General features: G+C 64.5%; 15 protein-coding genes. 8 read left to right on the plus strand and 7 right to left on the minus strand.

What is annotated here, in order from left to right; translation table 11 throughout:
- Positions 1–164 precede the first annotated feature (164 nt).
- From CSW57_RS13570 to CSW57_RS13585, 4 genes are read left to right on the plus strand one after another with little or no spacing between them, the layout of a single operon-like run.
- A complete protein-coding gene (locus CSW57_RS13570; RefSeq protein ID WP_370623959.1) occupies positions 165–1610 on the plus strand; it encodes an extracellular solute-binding protein in 1446 nt (481 codons plus the stop codon).
- Entirely contained in the window at positions 1607–2548 is a 942-nt protein-coding gene (locus CSW57_RS13575) for a carbohydrate ABC transporter permease (protein WP_099383206.1), read from the plus strand. Before CSW57_RS13570 ends, CSW57_RS13575 begins: the two co-directional genes overlap by 4 nt.
- A 7-nt stretch (positions 2549–2555) precedes the next feature.
- Positions 2556–3386 carry a carbohydrate ABC transporter permease gene (locus CSW57_RS13580; protein ID WP_023957800.1) on the plus strand — a complete coding sequence of 277 codons (831 nt, stop codon included), beginning with the start codon at positions 2556–2558 and terminating at the stop codon, positions 3384–3386.
- A gap of 3 nt (positions 3387–3389) precedes the next feature.
- Entirely contained in the window at positions 3390–4562 is a 1173-nt protein-coding gene (locus tag CSW57_RS13585; RefSeq protein WP_099383207.1) for an ABC transporter ATP-binding protein, read from the plus strand.
- Positions 4563–4667: 105 nt separating this feature from the next.
- Here the strand turns inward: CSW57_RS13585 and CSW57_RS13590 are convergent, their stop codons facing one another.
- Positions 4668–5531, minus strand: a complete 864-nt coding sequence (locus CSW57_RS13590; RefSeq protein ID WP_099383208.1) for a chromosome partitioning protein ParB — start codon at positions 5529–5531, stop codon at positions 4668–4670.
- A complete protein-coding gene (locus tag CSW57_RS13595) occupies positions 5521–6252 on the minus strand; it encodes a metallophosphoesterase family protein (protein WP_099383209.1) in 732 nt (243 codons plus the stop codon). The genes CSW57_RS13590 and CSW57_RS13595 overlap by 11 nt, the downstream gene beginning before the upstream one ends.
- 136 nt (positions 6253–6388) lie before the next feature.
- Between CSW57_RS13595 and CSW57_RS13600 the strand changes: the two genes are divergently transcribed.
- Entirely contained in the window at positions 6389–6946 is a 558-nt protein-coding gene (locus CSW57_RS13600) for a suppressor of fused domain protein (RefSeq protein ID WP_099383394.1), read from the plus strand.
- Positions 6947–6973: 27 nt separating this feature from the next.
- Here the strand turns inward: CSW57_RS13600 and CSW57_RS13605 are convergent, their stop codons facing one another.
- Positions 6974–8041: a magnesium and cobalt transport protein CorA gene (locus CSW57_RS13605; RefSeq protein ID WP_099383210.1), complete on the minus strand. Its 1068-nt coding sequence runs from the start codon at positions 8039–8041 to the stop codon at positions 6974–6976.
- Positions 8042–8294: 253 nt separating this feature from the next.
- Between CSW57_RS13605 and CSW57_RS13610 the strand changes: the two genes are divergently transcribed.
- Positions 8295–9476 (plus strand): NAD(P)-dependent malic enzyme, encoded by a 1182-nt coding sequence (locus CSW57_RS13610; RefSeq protein ID WP_099383395.1) that lies wholly within the window; start codon positions 8295–8297, stop codon positions 9474–9476.
- Positions 9473–10351, plus strand: coding sequence for a glycine betaine ABC transporter substrate-binding protein (locus CSW57_RS13615; RefSeq protein ID WP_099383211.1), 879 nt, complete (start codon positions 9473–9475; stop codon positions 10349–10351). Before CSW57_RS13610 ends, CSW57_RS13615 begins: the two co-directional genes overlap by 4 nt.
- On the opposite strand, the gene CSW57_RS13620 is transcribed toward CSW57_RS13615, so the two are convergent.
- From CSW57_RS13620 to CSW57_RS13630, 3 genes are read right to left on the minus strand one after another with little or no spacing between them, the layout of a single operon-like run.
- The gene (locus CSW57_RS13620) at positions 10307–11242 is read right to left on the minus strand and encodes an alpha/beta hydrolase (RefSeq protein WP_370623960.1); all 936 of its coding nucleotides are present in this window, start codon (positions 11240–11242) and stop codon (positions 10307–10309) included. The two genes, CSW57_RS13615 and CSW57_RS13620, sit on opposite strands and share 45 nt — an antisense overlap.
- Before the next feature lie 18 nt (positions 11243–11260).
- Complete coding sequence (locus tag CSW57_RS13625; RefSeq protein WP_030174234.1) at positions 11261–12124, minus strand: SDR family NAD(P)-dependent oxidoreductase; 864 nt, start codon at positions 12122–12124, stop codon at positions 11261–11263.
- Complete coding sequence (locus tag CSW57_RS13630; RefSeq protein WP_099383396.1) at positions 12121–13650, minus strand: flavin-containing monooxygenase; 1530 nt, start codon at positions 13648–13650, stop codon at positions 12121–12123. The genes CSW57_RS13625 and CSW57_RS13630 overlap by 4 nt, the downstream gene beginning before the upstream one ends.
- Before the next feature lie 92 nt (positions 13651–13742).
- On the opposite strand from CSW57_RS13630, the gene CSW57_RS13635 reads away from it, so the two are divergent.
- On the plus strand, positions 13743–14354 hold the full coding sequence (locus tag CSW57_RS13635) for a TetR/AcrR family transcriptional regulator (protein ID WP_223249238.1): 612 nt from the start codon (positions 13743–13745) through the stop codon (positions 14352–14354).
- A 58-nt stretch (positions 14355–14412) separates the two neighbouring features.
- Here CSW57_RS13635 and CSW57_RS13640 read toward each other — a convergent pair whose 3' ends face one another.
- The gene (locus tag CSW57_RS13640) at positions 14413–18288 is read right to left on the minus strand and encodes a multifunctional oxoglutarate decarboxylase/oxoglutarate dehydrogenase thiamine pyrophosphate-binding subunit/dihydrolipoyllysine-residue succinyltransferase subunit (RefSeq protein ID WP_099383214.1); all 3876 of its coding nucleotides are present in this window, start codon (positions 18286–18288) and stop codon (positions 14413–14415) included.
- Between the last annotated feature and the right edge of the window lie 82 nt (positions 18289–18370).

Raw genomic sequence — 18370 nt, forward strand, 5'->3', positions numbered from 1 at the left:
CCGATTGTGTTGCGTGTCACTATTTAACGCCTATAACGTACGTCGCAGGCAATCAATGGTGTGCGCCGAGATCCCTGCGCGCACCGGCGACTCATCGAGGAGGCTGCGTGCAGTGCAACGGTGATCCACCCGCGGTGGACGACAAATCCGCAAGAGCCAAGACAATCGGTGGGCCCAAAAAGGTCGCCGCCTGGAAGAAGCTCGGAATATCTTGTGCTGCAGTGGCTGTGGCACTGCCGGTGCTCAGCGCGTGCAGTTCGGGTTCCACGCCGGGCACGCTCAACGTGTATGCACCCGCCGACGGTGCATCGTTCATCAAGCAGGCAGCCGAGACTTGCGCAGCGAATTCCAAAGGCGAGTACAAGATCAACACGTTCGCGCTGCCCAAGGCAGCCGACGATCAGCGTCTGCAATTGGCACGACGCCTCGCGGGCAACGACCATGGCCTCGACCTGATGGGCATGGACGTGGTGTGGACAGCCGAGTTCGCCGACGCGGGCTGGATCGAACCGGTTCCTGACGAGTTGGCCGCACGTATCAAGGCCGACACCCTTGGTGGGCCATACGAAACCGCTGTCTGGAAGACCGACGACGACGAGGCCAAACGCCTCTACGCCATTCCCACGTGGACCAACACCCAGCTCCTCTGGTACCGACCCGATGTGCTCCAGCAGTACCTCAACAAGGACACGCCACCGGTCACGTGGGACGAGATGCTGGCGGACAACGAGATCATCCGCAAGGCAGGTGGACCGAGCTACATCATGGTCCAGGGCAAGCAATACGAGGGTTTGATGGTTTGGTTCAACTCGGTGCTCTCCAGTGCCGGGGGCCAGGTCGTCGACCCGAATGATCCGAACAAGCAGACGCTCAACGACACCCCGGAACATCGCGCGGCCACGGTGAAGGCACTGCAGACCCTGAAGTCGGTCGCGACAGCGCCCGGCGCCGACCCGTCCATCACCAACAGTGATGAGTCCTCGGCCCGCCTAGGCATGGAATCGGGCAAGGCGACCTTCGAGGTCAACTGGCCGTTCGTGTTTCCCTCGATGCGGTCCAACGCCGGAGCCGGTGATGTGGCGTTCTTGCCTGAGGTGAAGCAGGAGTTCGGCCCCTTGTTCGCCGATCCGGACAACCCGCCGCCGGACAACGAACTCTCACCTGTGAACGACGTGGTGCGCACCAAGTTCGACTTCGCCAGGTACCCGGGTGTCCTTCCGGAGGTTCCCTCCAAGGTGACCCTCGGCGGCGTGAACATCGCGGTCGCCGACACCTCGGAGCAGAAGGATCTCGCGTTCAAGGCGGCCGAGTGCATGACCAACGAGGAGTCGCAGAAGCTGTACTCCATCAGTGGTGGTACGCCGCCCACGTTGGCGGCGATCTACGACGACCCGGACTTCCAGGCCGCGTACCCGATGGGGCAACAGATCAAGACGCAGCTCGAGAGCGAGAACGCCGCGTTGCGTCCGGCATCGCCCGTCTATCAAGCAATTTCGACGTTGCTGGTGGCCAAGCTCAGCCCGGTCGGCGCCTGGGATCCGGAGACCCTGGTCGACCAGCTCGCCGATCAGGTCGACAAAGCCATCAAGGGTGAGGGGCTGATCCCATGACCGCGACCATCGAGACGCAGAACGCGCCGCAGAGCACCGGCAAGAAGAAGCCGGCGCTGAGCGAGGGAAAGCGCGCCGAACGCCGGCTGGGATTGCTGCTCATCGCACCCGCCGTGGTCCTGATGATCCTGGTGACCGGGTACCCGATTGTGTATGCCTTCTGGCTGAGTCTGCAGAAGGCAAGCCTGTCGGCACCCGGGCAGGACGAGTTCATCGGGTTCTCGAACTACGCGACCGTGCTGAGTGACAGCTACTGGTGGACGGCCTTCAGTGTCACGCTGGGGATCACCGTCGTCTCGGTGGTGATCGAGCTGGTGCTGGGCATGGCCATCGCGCTGGTGATGCACCGAACCCTGTTCGGCAAGGGGGCGATTCGGACCCTGGTGCTGATCCCTTACGGCATCGTCACCGTGGTCGCTGCCTTCTCGTGGTACTACGCGTGGACGCCGGACACCGGCTACCTGGCCAATCTGCTGCCCGACGGCACAGCGCCTTTGACGGAGCAATGGCCGTCGTTGGCGGTGATCGTGTTGGCCGAGGTCTGGAAGACCACGCCGTTCATGGCGTTGCTCCTCCTGGCCGGCCTGGCGCTGGTGCCCGACGACCTGCTCAAGGCCGCACAGATGGACGGCGCCGGAGCGTGGACACGCCTGACGAAGATCATCCTGCCGCTGATGAAGCCGGCGATCCTCGTCGCACTCCTGTTCCGCACCCTGGACGCGTTCCGGGTGTTCGACAACATTTACATCCTCACCCGAGGTAGCAACAACACCTATTCGGTGTCGATGTTGGGCTACGACAACCTCTTCAAGGCGTTCAACCTAGGAGTTGGATCAGCGATCAGTGTGCTCATCTTCCTGTGCGTGGCGATCATCGCCTTCGTCTTCATCAAGCTGTTCGGTGCCGCGGCACCCGGCTCCGACGCAGAAGGACGGTGACTGAGCCATGAACACTGTGATGGGCCGACGTGTCGGCTGGACCGTCATCAACCTGCTGGTTGTCCTCTACGCACTGATCCCGGTGCTGTGGATCATCAGCTTGTCGTTCAAGCCACCCGGCTCTGTCAAGGACGGCAAGTTCATCCCGACTTCCTGGACCTGGGAGAACTACACCAGCATCTTCGACACCAGTGCGTTCACCTCGGCGCTGATCAACTCGATCGGAATCGGGCTGATCACCACGGTGATCGCGGTGACCCTGGGCACGATGGCCGCCTACGCTGTTGCGCGGCTTGACTTCCCGGGCAAGAAGGCGCTGATCGGCGCAGCCCTGCTGATCGCCATGTTCCCGCAGATCTCGCTGGTGACGCCGTTGTTCAACATCGAACGGCGTCTGGGGCTCTTCGACACCTGGGCCGGCCTGATCATCCCCTACATCACCTTCGCGCTGCCGCTGGCGATCTACACGTTGTCCGCGTTCTTCCGTGAGATCCCCTGGGAGCTGGAGAAAGCCGCGAAGATGGACGGTGCCACCCCGGCTCAGGCCTTCCGCAAGGTGATCGCGCCACTGGCCGCACCGGGCATCGTGACCGCTGCCATCCTCGTGTTCATCTTCGCCTGGAACGACCTGTTGCTGGCGATCTCGCTGACATCGACGGAGCGTTCGATCACCGCCCCGGTGGCGATTGCGAACTTCACCGGCAGCAGCCAGTTCGAAGAACCCACGGGATCCATCGCGGCTGCGGCCGTGGTCATCACGATCCCGATCATCATCTTTGTCCTCTTGTTCCAACGTCGTATCGTTGCCGGTTTGACCTCCGGCGCCGTGAAGGGATAGCCAATGGCCGAAATCGTGCTGGACAAGGTGAGCAAGAAGTACCCCGACGGTTCTGTGGCCGTCAACGACGTCGACATCACCATCGCCGACGGCGAGTTCATCATCTTGGTGGGCCCGTCGGGTTGTGGAAAGTCCACCACCCTCAACATGATCGCCGGTCTCGAGGACATCTCCTCCGGTGAACTCCGCATCGCCGGAGAACGGGTCAACGAGAAGGCGCCCAAGGACCGCGACATCGCGATGGTGTTCCAGTCCTACGCGCTGTACCCGCACATGACGGTGCGTGACAACATCGCGTTCCCGCTGACCCTGGCGAAGATGCCCAAGGCCGAGATCACCCAGAAGGTCGACGAGGCAGCACGCATCCTCGACCTCGGGCAGTACCTCGACCGCAAGCCGGCCAACCTCTCCGGTGGTCAGCGACAGCGGGTGGCCATGGGCCGCGCGATCGTACGCTCTCCCAAGGCGTTCCTGATGGACGAGCCGCTGTCGAACCTCGATGCGAAGCTGCGTGTGCAGACCCGTACCGAGATCGCTCAGCTGCAGCAGCGTCTCGGCACCACCACGGTCTACGTCACCCACGACCAGACCGAGGCCATGACGCTCGGCGACCGGGTTGTGGTCCTGCGCGCCGGCCTGGTGCAGCAGATCGGTTCTCCGCAGGAGCTCTACAACCGGCCGTCGAACCTGTTCGTCGCCGGGTTCATCGGCTCGCCGGCCATGAACTTCCTGCCCGGGCGCCTCACCCAGAACGGCATCGAGACCGCGATCGGTGAGGTGGCGGTCAGCGATATGCGGCGAGTGGTGGAGAACGCCAAACATGCTCGCAGCAATGGTGAGGTGCTCATCGGCATCCGGCCGGAGCATTTCGAAGATGCCCGTCTGGTCGACCCGCTGGCCCGGTCCAAGGGAGCCACCTTCACCGTGCAGATCAGCGTGCTCGAGTCGATGGGCTCGGACAACTACGCCCACTTCACCGTCGAGGGCGGCCAGTCGTCCGCCAAGGCGCTGGCGGACATCGCGGCGGACGCCGGTGCGCAGATGGGTAGCGGCCAACTGATCGCCCGCCTCTCACCGGAGTCCAACATCGGCAAAGGGCAGCAGGCAGAGCTGTTCTACGACACCTCCAAGGTGTCGGTGTTCGACCAGGCGAGCGGTCACAACCTCAGCCTGTAGTAATACCGATCGACAGCCGAGCCCGGCGGGTGATCCCGCCGGGCTCGCTGCGATGTGGATGCGGGTAAATGCGTTGTGGACAGGGCGCGCGGGCCACGCGTGCGATCAGGTCGACTTACGCCTGCGACGGGAATGTTCACGCAGTTCGTCGATGATCGCTTCGTCCCAGATGTGCTTGCGTACCAAGCGATATCGTTCCGACGCCAGCCACAGATAGAGCTCGGCGTCGCTCGTCACCTCGGGGAGTATCTCGGCACGCCGAGCCATCCGCACCACCGGCAGGAACTCCTCGCCGAACCACCGACGGGCGACCTCGACCCGGCTCAGAAACGTGCCGGTCTCCTGGCTGAGCCGAAACCCCCACGCCTCCACGTTCTCGGCGCATTCGGCGTAGTCGAAGGGGTCCTCGAACGAAATGGCCTCGCGTTGCTTGCCTTCCAGCGGGACCCGGGACATGAACAGGCGCCGATGGTCCTTGAGTACAAGATCGGATCGAGCGGTGATGCCTTCGGGGGAGATGCGGGTGTGGATCACGGTCACGTACGCGTCGATGGTCGTGAAATGTCGTGAGATCGCGATCGAGACGCGGTGGTGCCCGTCGATGACGAAGTGCATGTCGCCGATGCGGTAGAGCTGCACCGGCGGTACGGATTCACCGCGCCGCTGGGCGGTGGCAAGGCGCTGCCAGCGTTCGCGTACGCGGGCCGACGTGGGCCGGAAGTAGCGGTCGAAGTCGCGGGTGCGGTCCACGCTGCCGACGATCGTGGAAACCTCGACCACGGTGAGCCCGAGGAATGTCTCGCCCGTCTTACCCAGGGCCGCAACGACTTCGTCGAACGGCAGGACCGTGTTGACGTCTGCGGGTTGTCGGGTGAGCCAGGCCGACAGACGCGCGAGCTCGGCTCGTCTGCGTTGCCTGCTGAAGTCGTTCTCGGCGTCGGCGCTCGGAAACCCGGTGTCACGCGCCATGGCGTCTCCGGTGTAACCGGATCCCGGTTCCGCCGGGCTCGATGTCGAACAGGCAGTAGCCGACGGTGTTCAGCGAGAGTGTGCTGCGGCGCAGGGTCTTGCCGGGGATCGTCTTGAGCAGGATGGTGTGATCCATCGGGGTCTGGCCGTGGGGGTGGATGTGACCATGTAGCAGGAGCTGAGGACGCAACCGGTAGACCAGCGGGAGAAAACAGCGGAATCCGCGATGTGGGCCGTCTTCGGCGTCCCCGATGCCGCGCGCCGGACTGTGCGTGAGCAGGATGTCGACAGCCGATTTCCCGGGCATCATCCGATACGCGAAGCGGCGCAAGGCCAGTCGATTGGCCCGTTGACGCTGGGTCGCCTCCCGGTACTGATTGGGGCCGTCGTTGTAGCGGATACAGCCACCCAGTCCGGCAATGCGCACACCGGCCACCGTGACGATACGGCCGTCGGCGTTCACCGCGCCCTCGGGTCCCGGATCGCGGACCGGCAATCCGGCCTCGGTCCAGCCCGCCCGGGTCTTCTTGAAGCCGGACAGGTCCCGGTCGTGGTTGCCGGGTACGAACACGCACGGAACACCGAAATGGGCCATGAGCTTCTCGAGATAGTCGAAGGGCAGGTCACCGGCAGCGACGATCAGGTCGGGCGCCAACTCCTCGGCAACCCCGTAGTAGAGGCTGTCGACGACCTCGTCCGATACCGAAAGCACACGCACCACGTGTTCGACCCTAGACGCGGCCGGGTGATGACGCGCCGAAGACCGCGATTACGGGCCAGATGAGGGGGATTACCCTGGGCGTGTGAGCGAGTCGGAGTCGTCGGTGATCGATCGGGTGGCGGCGCACCTGCGTGAGATGTTCGACGACGTCGAACCCCAGCGGGCGTCGGTCACCTTCCTCGGGCTCGAATCGATTGACGTCCTTCGGTTTTCGATCGTGCCGGGCAGCGTGGCTTACGTGTCGCTCGGCTGCAGCCGGCATCCGATGGGGGAACCGGACCAGCTGATCGTGGATCCGACGGCGGGACCCCGTGCGGAGGTGGTGATCCGGATGCGTCTGTCCGATGCCTCAGCCCGTTCCACACAGCTGCGCGGGCTGCACCGCACGGTCGCGATGCTGGCCGCGGCGCCGGCGGTGGAAGGGTTGGTCTTGACCGCCGATGCGCTGATCGATCTCGGCGAGCCGCTGTGGGAAGGGGCGACCTTCACAGCCGTCGTACTCGAGGACGACACGATCGCGCCGTGCGAGATACCCGGTGACCTCGAAGACGTGCAATTCTTCCGGGCGATCCCCGTCACGGCAAACGAGGCGGCGTGGGTCCGGCTCAAGGGTGTGGACGCACTCCGCGCAGCATGGGCCGAAGCGGGGATCGACGTGAACGACCCGGTCAGGGCAGGCGCCACCATCGGTTGACCGTCGGCCAACGGGCGCGGCTCATGGTCACAGCCAGTGATTGCGCCGGAACGTCCGCCAGAGTCCCACGCAGATCGTGGCCAGCAACGTCAGCACCACGAAGTAGCCGTACTTCCAGTGCAATTCCGGGATGTTGTCGAAGTTCATCCCGTAGATACCCGCGATCATCGTGGGCACCGACGCGATCGCCACCCATGCCGAGATCTTGCGCATGTCGGTGTTCTGCTGGATACCGACCTTGGCCAATGCGGCGTCGATCAGCGATGTCAGGACCTCGTCATAACTCGCGATCCGCTCGTTGACGCTGGTGTGATGGTCCTGCACGTCGCGGAAATAGCGCCGTACCTCTTTGGGGATCAGCTTGTCCTCGGACGAGGTGAGCCGGCGCAGTGCCGCGTCGAGGGGGTCCACGGCCCGGCGCAACTCCATGACCTCACGCTTGAGGAGGTAGACGGGTTCGATCTCGATCCGGCGGCCGGGCGAGAAGACGTTCTCTTCGAGCGCATCGACGTCGAACTCCACGGCCGTGGTGACGTCGACATAGGTGTCGACCACATGGTCGGCCACGGCATGCATCACCGCGGTGGGCCCCAGAGCCAGGCGCTCGGGAAGTTCCTCGAGTTGCTTGCGAACCCCCGAGAGCCCCGTGTGGTCACCGTGGCGCACCGTGATCACGAACTCGTTGCCCGCCATCACCATGATCTCGCCGGTCTCGACTACCTCGTTCGCCACCTGTAGAGATTCGTGGGCAACGTATTTGACGGTCTTCAGTACCAGGAACAACGTGTTGTCGTATTGCTCGAGTTTCGGCCGCTGATGGGCTTGCACAGCGTCTTCGACCATCAGTTCGTGCAGGCCGAACGTGTTGGCCACCCCTTCCATCTGCCGACTGTCGGGGGAGTGCAGACCCACCCACACGTAGCCCCGCCCGGTGGAGCGCACCTCGTCGAGGGCGTGACTGAACGTGCGCAGCCCGGGCAGACGTTTGCCGTCGACGTACACCGCACAATCGACGACTGCACGTGACGGCGGGATGGGCACCCTGGCGGAGGGTTTGCCCGGTGTGCTGGTACGCAGATGCGGCCGTGGCGGCATGGCACCTCCCTTGTCTGTGCGTGGCGAAAGTCCACCGGGGATGCTACGCCCGGAACCGTGGCGGCCGAAGATTCCGGCGGCTGCGCGGGGCCCCGGCGGCAGGATTGCGTCTGGATCATCGGTGCTGGTTGATGTCGAATCGGTGGAGTGCGGGCTGCGAACACGTCACGACCACACGTGACAACCTCACGACTACCAGGTATGGCCGTGAGAGCTTTTGGGTTGAAGTAGCGTGATCGGCGTGACTGACCTGATGGGCAGTGAACTGCCCGCCCCCGACGCCGATGCATCGACAATCACCCGCGACGAGATCTTCGCCGGCCATGAGGGTGGCAAATTGTCCGTAGGTATCACCTCACCGCTCGACACCAAGCGTGCTCTGTCGATCGCCTACACACCCGGCGTCGCCGAGGTGTCCCGCGCCATCGCCGCCGACCCCGAACTGGCCCGGCGCTACACCTGGACCAATCGTCTCGTGGCGGTGGTCAGCGACGGCAGTGCGGTGCTGGGGCTCGGTGACATCGGTCCGAGTGCCTCCCTGCCCGTCATGGAGGGCAAGTCGGCGCTGTTCAAGAACTTCGCCGGGCTCGACTCGATCCCCCTGGTGCTCAGCACCAAGGACCCCGACGAGATCGTCGAGACGCTGATCCGCCTGCGGCACTCCTTCGGTGCGGTGAACCTCGAAGACATTTCGGCCCCGCGGTGTTTCGAGATCGAGAAGCGGGTGATCGAAGCCCTTGACTGTCCGGTCATGCACGACGACCAGCACGGCACCGCCATCGTGGTGCTCGCCGCGCTGAAGGCGGCGACCAAGCTGCTGAAGAAGGACCGCAGTGCCCTCAAGATCGTCATCTCGGGGTGCGGCGCTGCCGGCGTGGCCTGCGCGAACATCCTGCTCGCCGACGGCATCGCCGACGTCACGGTGATCGACAGCAAGGGGATCGTGCACAGTGGCCGCGACAACCTGCACGACGTCAAGGTCGACATGGCCGGGCGCACCAATCCCGACGGCAGGACCGGTTCGTTGTCGGACGCTCTCGTCGATGCCGATGTGTTTGTGGGGGTGAGTGCCGGAAAGGTGCCCGAGGAGGCCCTCGCGACGATGAACTCCGACGCGATCATCTTCGCTCTGTCCAATCCTGATCCCGAGGTCCATCCGGACGTCGCACGCAAGTACGCGGCAGTGGTCGCCACGGGCCGCAGTGACTTCCCGAACCAGATCAACAATGTGCTGGCCTTCCCCGGAGTGTTCCGTGGAGCGCTCGATGCGGGCGCTCTACGCATCACCGAAGAGATGAAGTTGGCCGCCGCCGACGCGATCGTCGCAGTCCTCGGCGATGACCTGTCCGCAGAGATGATCGTGCCGAGCCCGCTGGACCCCCGAGTGGCACCCGCGGTCGCCGACGCTGTTGCCAGGGTGGCCAAGCAAGGGTGAATTCCGCTCTACTGCAGTACATTCGACGAGTTGCGCCGGTCCTGGTGGTGGCCTGCGCGCTGATGGTCTCCGGTTGTTCGGACCCGGGGCCGGCGCCGCAGGAACTGGTGATGGGATCGACGGCCGATACGGCGAGTCGAGTTGCCACAGCCATCTATGCGGGAGCTCTTCGCGGGGCAGGGGCGGCAGTCTCGGACGAACATCCGGTGGCCGACTACGGTGGCCTGCTCGACCAGATGGACAACCGCACAGTGGATCTGTTCCCGGCGTGGTCCGGGGAATTGCTGGCACAGCTCGATCCGGGGGCATCGGGACGCACCTCGGAGGACGTCTACAACCAGCTCAATCAGGCACTACCGCAAGGTGTCTCGGCGGGCGATGCCACCACTGTGCAGAACAAGCCGCTGGTGTTCGTGTCCAGCTACCTTGCGGCCACGGCCGACATCGATGAACTCGCAGAGTGCCCCGCGCTCCCGGCAGGGCTGCCGCTTGTCACCGTGGTGGAACCAGCGCCGCAGACGGTCAGCGACTTGGCCGGAGCGGGATGCGCTTTCGGTCCCGCTCGGGTGATGGATGCGCAGGCGGCGGTCGCGGAAGTGGCCGCGGGCCGCGCCGCAGGGTTGTTCTCGGCATTGGGTGTGGTGGCCGACGACGCCGGACTCCAGGGTCTCGACGACGGCAACGACGCGATGCGGGCGCAGGACCTGGTGCCGATCTTCCGCACCGCTGCCCTCAGCCGCACCTTGTTCCGTGCCATGAACAAGGTTGCGGGCGAGTTGACCACCGCCGACCTGACCACCATGGCGGCCGAGGTCGACGGTGGTGCGGAGCTATCCGGCGTTGCGACCCGCTGGCTCGGCGAGCACAGCCTGTGAGTACCGCAGCCGGTCACCGAGGAATCGACCCAGGTCGTCGACTGCGGCAGCAGCCTCGGTCACCAGCGGCGCCGCGGTGTGCGCCACGTGCCACAGCGGACCGAGGTCGGATGCGGTGACGTCGACCCCTGCCTCACGCAGGGAGGCGACGAACTCGGTGACCTGCTCGAGCAACAGTTCACGTTGGCCGATCTGGACCAGGGTGGGCGGCAGCCCCTCCAAAGATCCGACGGCCGGCGCATACCGGGGATCGGTGGGATCGCCGTCTCCGAGATAGGCGGCTGCGCCCTGACGCGACCACTCGAGGTTCACGACGATGTCGGTGCCGAGATCCTCCGACACCCCGGCAGGGTTCACCCACGGTGAGATCAGACCGAGCGCCGCGGGGGTGACCCCGTGCTCGTCGATCAACACCCTCGCCGTGGCCACGCTGAGCCCGCCGCCTGCCGAATCGCCTGCGATCGCCACGGACTCGGGACTGTATCCGCGTTCGAGCAGGGCGAGGTAGGCGGCAACCGAGTCATCGACCGCGGCGGGCATCGGATGCTCGGGTGCAAGCCGGTAGTCGAGGGCATAGACCTCGGCGCCCGCGGCCCGCGCGAGCGTGGTGGTCAGCGCCCGGTGGGTGGTCGGGGACCCGACGATGTAGGCACCACCGTGCAGATACAGCACCGCCCGACCGTGTTCGGTGGCCCCGACACTGACCCGCTCGGCAGTCCGATCGCCCAGGGTCACCGACCGGATCACCGAGTGAGGCACCCTCGGCAACAGCAACGTACTCATCTCCAGCAGCTTGCGCTGGGTCTGCGGCGACCACCGCGAATTGAGGGTGAGTGCGAACAGCGGACGGAAGATCAGTTCACCGGCCGGGACCGACAGGAATGGTTTCAGTTCCATGATCGCCAGGGGTCAGAGGAGCGGAGACGTGGAGGTCACGGGCGATGGGTCCGCCTTCGGCAGCAACCTGACCGCCAGCTTGCTGTTGACGATCTCGTACATGGATCCGCCGGCGCGAACCAACAGATCGAGCACCTTGGCGTCGGCGCCGACGAGAACCCGTGGGCGGTTGCGCTCGATCGCCTTGATGATGATCTCCGCGGCCCGTGCCGACGTGGTGCGGGCCAGCTTCTTGTCGAACAACTCGGCGGTGTTCTTCTGGTCGTGACCTTCGGACACGGTGGCGTTGCGGGCGATCGCGGTCTTGATGCCACCCGGATGGACGCAGGTGACGTTCACGGGATGTCCGGCGATCCGCATTTCTTGATACAGCGATTCGGTGAAGCCGCGGACCGCGAACTTTGCCGCGTTGTAGGCACTCTGACCCGGCATGGCCAGGATGCCGAACAACGACGAGGTGTTCACGACATGCCCGTCGCCCGATGCGATCAGGTACGGCAGGAACGCTTTGGTCCCGTTCACCACGCCCCAGTAGTCCACGTCCATCACGCGTTCGTACTGCTTGAACTCGGTCAGCTCGACCTCACCGTGATGAGCGATGCCGGCGTTGTTGATGACGAGGTTGACCTTGCCGAAATGCTGGGCGACATCGTCCGCGTAGGTGAGGACGGCTTCGCGTTCGGCAACATTGAGCAGTTGCGAATGTACTTCGGCGCCTTGCTCTTTGAGCATGCGCTCGGTCTCGTCGAGGCCGGCGGGATTGACGTCCGAGATGGCGACCTTGGCGCCCTTGGCTGCGAGCTGGAGTGCCAGGTCGCGGCCCATGCCCGAACCGGCGCCGGTCACCACGGCCACTTTGCCTCTGAAGTCCTTCATGACGTCACCGCTTCTTTCAGTGTGTTGGTCGTGCCATCGCCATCGCCTGCCGCGGGAGCGATCGCGGCCGCGGTCGAGGTGTCGTACGCAGCCAGGTCGAACTTACGGGTCAGTCGCCGGTAGTTGAAGGTGAATCCGGGCCACAGCGTGGTGATGTTGCCGAACTTGTCCTTGTACCAGCTCGCGCAGCCGCCGGTCTCCCAGACACTTGTCTTGAGATTCTTCTGGATGGTCTCGTTGTAATCGTGCTGTGCGTCGGCCCGCACCTCCACCCGGGAGATGCCGTACTGGCGGGACAGCTTGAAGTAGTCGACGAGATAGTTGAGCTGGGACTCGATCATGTAGACCATCGAGGTGTGGCCCAGCCCGGTGGACGGTCCCACCATCAGGAACATGTTGGGGAAGCCGTTGACGGTCGAACCCTTGTAGGCGTTCATCCCCTCGGCTTCCCAGACCTGGGCGAGGCTGCGCCCGTCCTTGCCGATGATGTGCTCGAACGTGGGGGAGTCGGTCACGTGGAAGCCGGTCGCGATGACGATCGCGTCGACCTCGCGGCTCACGCCATCGGCAGTGACGATGCCGCTGGTGGTGACTTCCTTGATCGGGTCGGTGACCAACTCGACGTTGGACTGGTTCAGCGCCGGGTAGTACGTGTTCGACAACAGGATCCGCTTGCACCCGACCTTCCAGTTCGGGGTGACCTTCGCCCGAAGTGCCGGGTCGGAGATGCCTCGAGCGATGTTCTGCTTGCCGATGATCTTGGCGGGTGCGAGGACGTTGGGCTGGTGGGTGAGGCCGAACGAGACCAGTTCGTGCGAGGCGTAGATGCTCGCGCGCACCGCACGCTGGAACCCGGGGATGTTCTTGAACGCCCAGTTCTCCTTGGCGGAGTAGGGCCGGTCGGCACGTGGCAGGACCCAGGGGGCCGTGCGCTGGTAGACGTCGAGTCGCCCGACCTTCTTGGCCAACTCGGGGATGATCTGGATGGCCGAGGCGCCGGTCCCGATCACTGCTACGCGCTTACCGGCGAGGTCGTAGTCGTGGTTCCACCGCGCCGAGTGGAAGATCTCGCCGGTGAAGCTCTCGATGCCGGTGACGTCGGGGAGCTTGGGCTCGCACAGGGGGCCGATCCCGCCGATGAGGAACTCGGCCTGCCACTGACCCTTGTCGGTGTCGATCACCCAGTGGCCGGCCTTCTCGTCCCACGCGGTGTTGATGACCTCGGTGTTCCACTGGGTCCGCGACCCCAGGTCGTACTTGTCGGCGACGCCGTTGATGTACTTGTGGATCTCGGGCTGCTGCGAGAAGGAGCGGCTCCACGAGGGGTTGAGCGCAAATGAGTAGGAGTACAGGTGCGAGGGGACGTCGCATGCCGCACCGGGATAGGTGTTGTCGCGCCAGGTACCACCGAAATTGCTGCCGCGGTCGAGGATGACGAAGTCGTCGAATCCGTTCTGCTGCAGCTTGACGGCAGCACCCAATCCGGAAAAGCCTGCGCCGATGATGGCGATCTTTACAACGTTCATGGGTACGAACATACCGCCTATTGACGAACTGTCAATAGGGAAACGGCGAGCACGGCCCGGACTATTGACGAAGAGTCAGTACTATCGGACGCGTGACGACCGCTCGGCGAACCCGGATGAGCCCACAGGCACGGCGTGATCAGCTGATCAGCCACGGCCTGCGGATGCTCGACAACCGTGCGCTCGACCAGGTGTCCGTCGAAGAGGTCGCCGAGGCGGCCGGCGTGTCGCGGGCTCTGCTCTTCCACTACTTCGAGTCCAAGCAGGACTTCCTGGTCGCCTTGACCACGGAGCAGAGCAAGCGGATGCTCGCGCGAACCGAACCGGATCTGAGCCTCGGCGATCCGATCGAGATCGCCCGGGCATCGTTGGCCGAGTACATCGACTACGTGTCCGCGAACCGCTCGGCCTATCTCGCGATCTTGCAGGGGAGCGGTGCCTCGGACCCGGCGATGCGCGAGGTCGCCGACCACACCCGGACCGTGATGGCCGAACGGGTGTTGTCGCTGGCCGAGCTGCTCGATCTGACGCGCACACCGCTGATCGAACTCGCCGTGCACGGTTGGGTCACATTCACCGAGCAGGTGACCGTCCGGTGGCTGCAAGATTCAGCGGGCGTGGACCGCGACGCCCTCGTCGAATTGATCACCCGTGCACTGCCGCTCATCGCGACACTGGCAGCAGCCACCCCCGACCCCCGATAGTGGTGGGTTTCGGCGAGCGCGACCTGCCGAAACGCTCACCAAAACCCACCAGGATCGGTCAGCCGAAGGCGGTGTCGATGATCTCCTGCTGCTCGACGGCGTGCACCTTCGACGAACCCGACGACGGGGCCGACATCGCCCGCCGCGAGACCCGGCGCAAGCCGTTGAAGAACTCGGGCAGCATCTCCGGGAGCGCCAGACCGAAGAAAGGCCACGGACCCTGGTTGGCCGGCTCCTCCTGGACCCAGAAGATCTCTTCCATGCTGGTGTAGCGGCTCAGCGCCGCGCGCAAACGCTTGTGCGGCACCGGGTAGAGCTGCTCGATCCGGACGATCGCGACATCGTCACGCTTGTCCTTCGCCTTGCGGGCGGCCAGTTCGTAGTACAACTTGCCCGACACCAGCAGCACCCGCCGAACCTTCTCGCGTTCGGCATCGGAGGTGAAGGCCGGATCGTCGATGACCGACTGGAATCGACCCTCGGTGAACTCCGACACCGGCGACACCGCAGCCTTGTTCCGCAGCATCGACTTCGGGGTGAAGACGACGAGCGGGCGGCTGATGCCGTCGAGCACATGGCGGCGCAGCAGGTGGAAGTAGCTTGCGGGTGTCGACGGTAGGGCCACGGTCATCGAGCCCTCTGCGCACAGCTGCAGGAACCGCTCGATACGTCCGGACGTGTGGTCGGGACCCTGACCCTCGTGACCGTGCGGCAGCAGCAGCACCACGTCGGAGGTCTGACCCCACTTGGCCTCACCCGACGAGATGAACTCGTCGATGATCGACTGGGCGCCGTTCACGAAGTCACCGAACTGGGCTTCCCAGAGCACGAGGGCATCGGGATGACCCACCGAGTATCCGTATTCGAAGCCGACCACCGCGTATTCGCTGAGAGCGGAGTCGTAGGCGAGGAACCGTCCCGGATTGTCCGGGTTGGTCTCGGCGACGGTACGCAGCGGTGTGTACTCCTCGCCCGTCTCCCGGTCGATCAGGACCGAGTGACGTTGCGTGAAGGTGCCTCGGCGCGAGTCCTGGCCGGACAGCCGCACCGTGCGGCCCTCTTCGACCAGTGAACCGAATGCGAGCAGCTCGCCGAACGCCCAGTCGACATCGCCGTTACGCGACATCTCGTAGCGCTTCTTGAGCACGGGCTGGACACGTTGGTGCACGGTGAAACCCTCGGGCACGTTGATGAACGCGTCGCCGATCCGTTCCATCGTCTCTTTGCTGATGGCGGTGTCCAGCTTCACCGGTGCCTGCTGATCGGCTTCGACCGACGGGCTCGGTGCCGCCTGGTACTTCTCCAACTCGCGTACTTCGTTGAAGACCCGTTCGAGCTGACCCTGGTAGTCGCGCAGGGCGTCTTCGGCTTCCTTGGTGGAGATGTCACCACGACCGATGAGCGCTTCGGTGTAACTCTTACGCACCGACCGCTTGGTGTCGATGACGTCGTACATCGCCGGCTGGGTCATCGAGGGATCGTCGCCCTCGTTATGGCCGCGACGCCGGTAGCAGACGAGGTCGATGACGACGTCCTTGTTGAACGCCTGCCGGTAGTCGACGGCCAGCTTGGCCACCCACACGCAGGCCTCGGGGTCGTCACCGTTCACGTGGAAGATCGGTGCGCCGATCATCTTCGCGACGTCGGTGCAGTATTCCGACGACCGCGATGCCTCCGGGGCAGTGGTGAAACCGACCTGGTTGTTGACCACGATGTGGATGGTGCCGCCGGTCCGGTAACCCCGCAGCATGGCGAGGTTCAGCGTCTCGGCGACCACACCCTGGCCTGCGAACGCGGCATCGCCGTGCAACATCAGCGGCAGCACGGTGAACGCGCCGTCACCCTTGTCGTGCAGGTCCTGCTTGGCGCGAACCAAACCTTCGAGGACCGGGTCGACGGCCTCGAGGTGAGAAGGGTTGGCGGTGAGGGAGACGTTGATCTCGTTGTCGCCGAACATCTGGTAGTACTTGCCCTCGGCGCCGAGGTGGTACTTGACGTCGCCCGAGCCGTGCGCTTGCGACGGGTTCAGGTTGCCCTCGAACTCGGTGAAGATCTTCGAGTACGGCTTGCCGACGATGTTCGCGAGCACGTTCAGCCGGCCACGGTGGGGCATGCCCACAACCACTTCGTCGAGGCCGTATTCGGCGCTCTGATCGATCACGCCGTCCATCATCGGGATGACTGCCTCGGCACCCTCGAGCGAGAACCGTTTCTGTCCGACGTACTTGGTCTGCAGGAACGTCTCGAATGCCTCGGCTGCGTTGAGCTTGGAGAGGATGTACTTCTGCTCCGCGACGGGCGGTTTGACGTGCTTGATCTCCACCCGTTCCTGCAGCCACTGTTGCTGCTCGGGCTCGAGGATGTGCGTGTACTCCACACCGACGTGCCGGCAGTAGGAGTCGCGCAGGATCGACAGGACGTCCCGCAACTTCATCTTGTTCTCGCCGTGGAACCCACCGACGTTAAAGCTGCGATCGAGATCCCAGAGCGTCAGATCGTAGGTCAGCACGTTGAGGTCGGGGTGAGCCGACCGGGCGTCCGAATCGATCATCAGCGGGTCGATGTCGGCCATCAGATGGCCCCGGTTGCGGTATGCCGCAATCAGTTCCAGCACGCGGGCGTTCTTGTCGACGGCGCCCTCGGGGATGTCGCGACGCCAGCGGATCGGCTCATACGGGATGTGGAGCGTGGTGAAGATCTGGTCGAAGAACTCGTCCGACAACAGCAACTGATGGATGGTGCGCAGGAAGTCGCCCGACTCCGCGCCCTGGATGATGCGGTGGTCATAGGTGGACGTCAGCGTCATCAGTTTTCCGACGCCGAGCGCTGAGATCTGCTCGTCGGAGGCGCCCTGGAACTCGGCCGGGTACTCCATCGCGCCCGCGCCCACGATCGCGCCCTGGCCCTTCATCAACCGCGGTACCGAGTGAACGGTGCCGATGGTTCCGGGGTTGGTGAGCGAAATCGTCACGCCCGCAAAGTCTTCGGCGGTCAGCTTGCCGTCGCGAGCCCGCCTGACGATGTCTTCGTAAGCTGCGTGGAACTGCGCGAAGTTCATGGTCTCGCAACGCTTGATCGCCGCGACCACGAGCGTGCGCGAACCGTCCTTGCCCGGCAGGTCGATCGCCAGACCGAGGTTGGTGTGCGCCGGGGTCACCACGTTCGGCTTGCCGTCGACCTCTTCGAAGTGGCGGTTCAAGTTCGGGAACGACTTGATCGCCTGGACGATCGCGTACCCGAGGATGTGGGTGAACGACACCTTGCCGCCACGGGTGCGAGCGAGGTGGTTGTTGATGACCACCCGGTTGTCGATCATCAGTTTGGCGGGCACCGCGCGAACGCTGGTGGCCGTCGGAATCTGCAGCGAGGCCGCCATGTTCTTGGCAACCGCGGCAGCGGCACCACGCAGGACCTTGTTGCTGGCCTCGGTCGGTGCATCGCCTGCTGTGGGTGCAGACTTCTTCGCCGGGGCTTCCTTCTTGGTGGGGGTGTCCTTGCGGGGAGCCGGCGCGGACTTCTTGGCCGCCGGTGCGGCATCCTTGCTCACCGACTCCGCGGACTTGTCGGTGGTCGACTCGGGCGAGGTGGTGGTCGACGACGATGCGTCCCTGCTGTGCTCGGACTGGCCCGCAGCGGCCTTGCTCGCCGGAGTCGGGTCGACAGCGGGCTTGGCCGCGGATCCGTTGGCGGAGGACTTGGGGGCAGCATAGCCATTCGATGAGGCACCCGCCTTCGGCGCCGACTTAGGCGGGGACCCAGCAGCCGACTTCGGCGGGGATTTCGCCTCCTCGGACCCATTACCCTCTGCGCCATAACTCTTGAGGAAGTCATGCCAACTCGGGTCCACCGAGCTCGGGTCTTCTTTGAAGCGCTGGTACATTTCCTCAACCAGCCACTCGTTCTGTCCGAAGTCTGAAATCGAACTGCTGCTCACGGCAGTATCTCGCCTCAATTCCCTTTACGTATCCATGTCGAGTCCCGCGCCAGGGGCCGTCTCCGCCGCTATCACGCCGCCC

Source organism: Williamsia muralis (genome assembly GCF_002735905.1).
In the GTDB taxonomy this organism is placed as follows: domain Bacteria; phylum Actinomycetota; class Actinomycetes; order Mycobacteriales; family Mycobacteriaceae; genus Williamsia; species Williamsia muralis_A.

What these genes read in the sequence shown, in the direction of transcription:
- CSW57_RS13575 (WP_099383206.1), top strand. Translation starts at nt 1,607, where the DNA reads ATGACCGCGACCATCGAGACGCAGAACGCGCCGCAGAGCACCGGCAAG.
- CSW57_RS13580 (WP_023957800.1), top strand. Translation starts at nt 2,556, where the DNA reads ATGAACACTGTGATGGGCCGACGTGTCGGCTGGACCGTCATCAACCTG.
- CSW57_RS13585 (WP_099383207.1), top strand. Translation starts at nt 3,390, where the DNA reads ATGGCCGAAATCGTGCTGGACAAGGTGAGCAAGAAGTACCCCGACGGT.
- CSW57_RS13590 (WP_099383208.1), bottom strand. Translation starts at nt 5,531, where the DNA reads ATGGCGCGTGACACCGGGTTTCCGAGCGCCGACGCCGAGAACGACTTC.
- CSW57_RS13600 (WP_099383394.1), top strand. Translation starts at nt 6,389, where the DNA reads ATGTTCGACGACGTCGAACCCCAGCGGGCGTCGGTCACCTTCCTCGGG.
- CSW57_RS13605 (WP_099383210.1), bottom strand. Translation starts at nt 8,041, where the DNA reads ATGCCGCCACGGCCGCATCTGCGTACCAGCACACCGGGCAAACCCTCC.
- CSW57_RS13610 (WP_099383395.1), top strand. Translation starts at nt 8,295, where the DNA reads ATGGGCAGTGAACTGCCCGCCCCCGACGCCGATGCATCGACAATCACC.
- CSW57_RS13625 (WP_030174234.1), bottom strand. Translation starts at nt 12,124, where the DNA reads ATGAAGGACTTCAGAGGCAAAGTGGCCGTGGTGACCGGCGCCGGTTCG.
- CSW57_RS13630 (WP_099383396.1), bottom strand. Translation starts at nt 13,650, where the DNA reads ATGAACGTTGTAAAGATCGCCATCATCGGCGCAGGCTTTTCCGGATTG.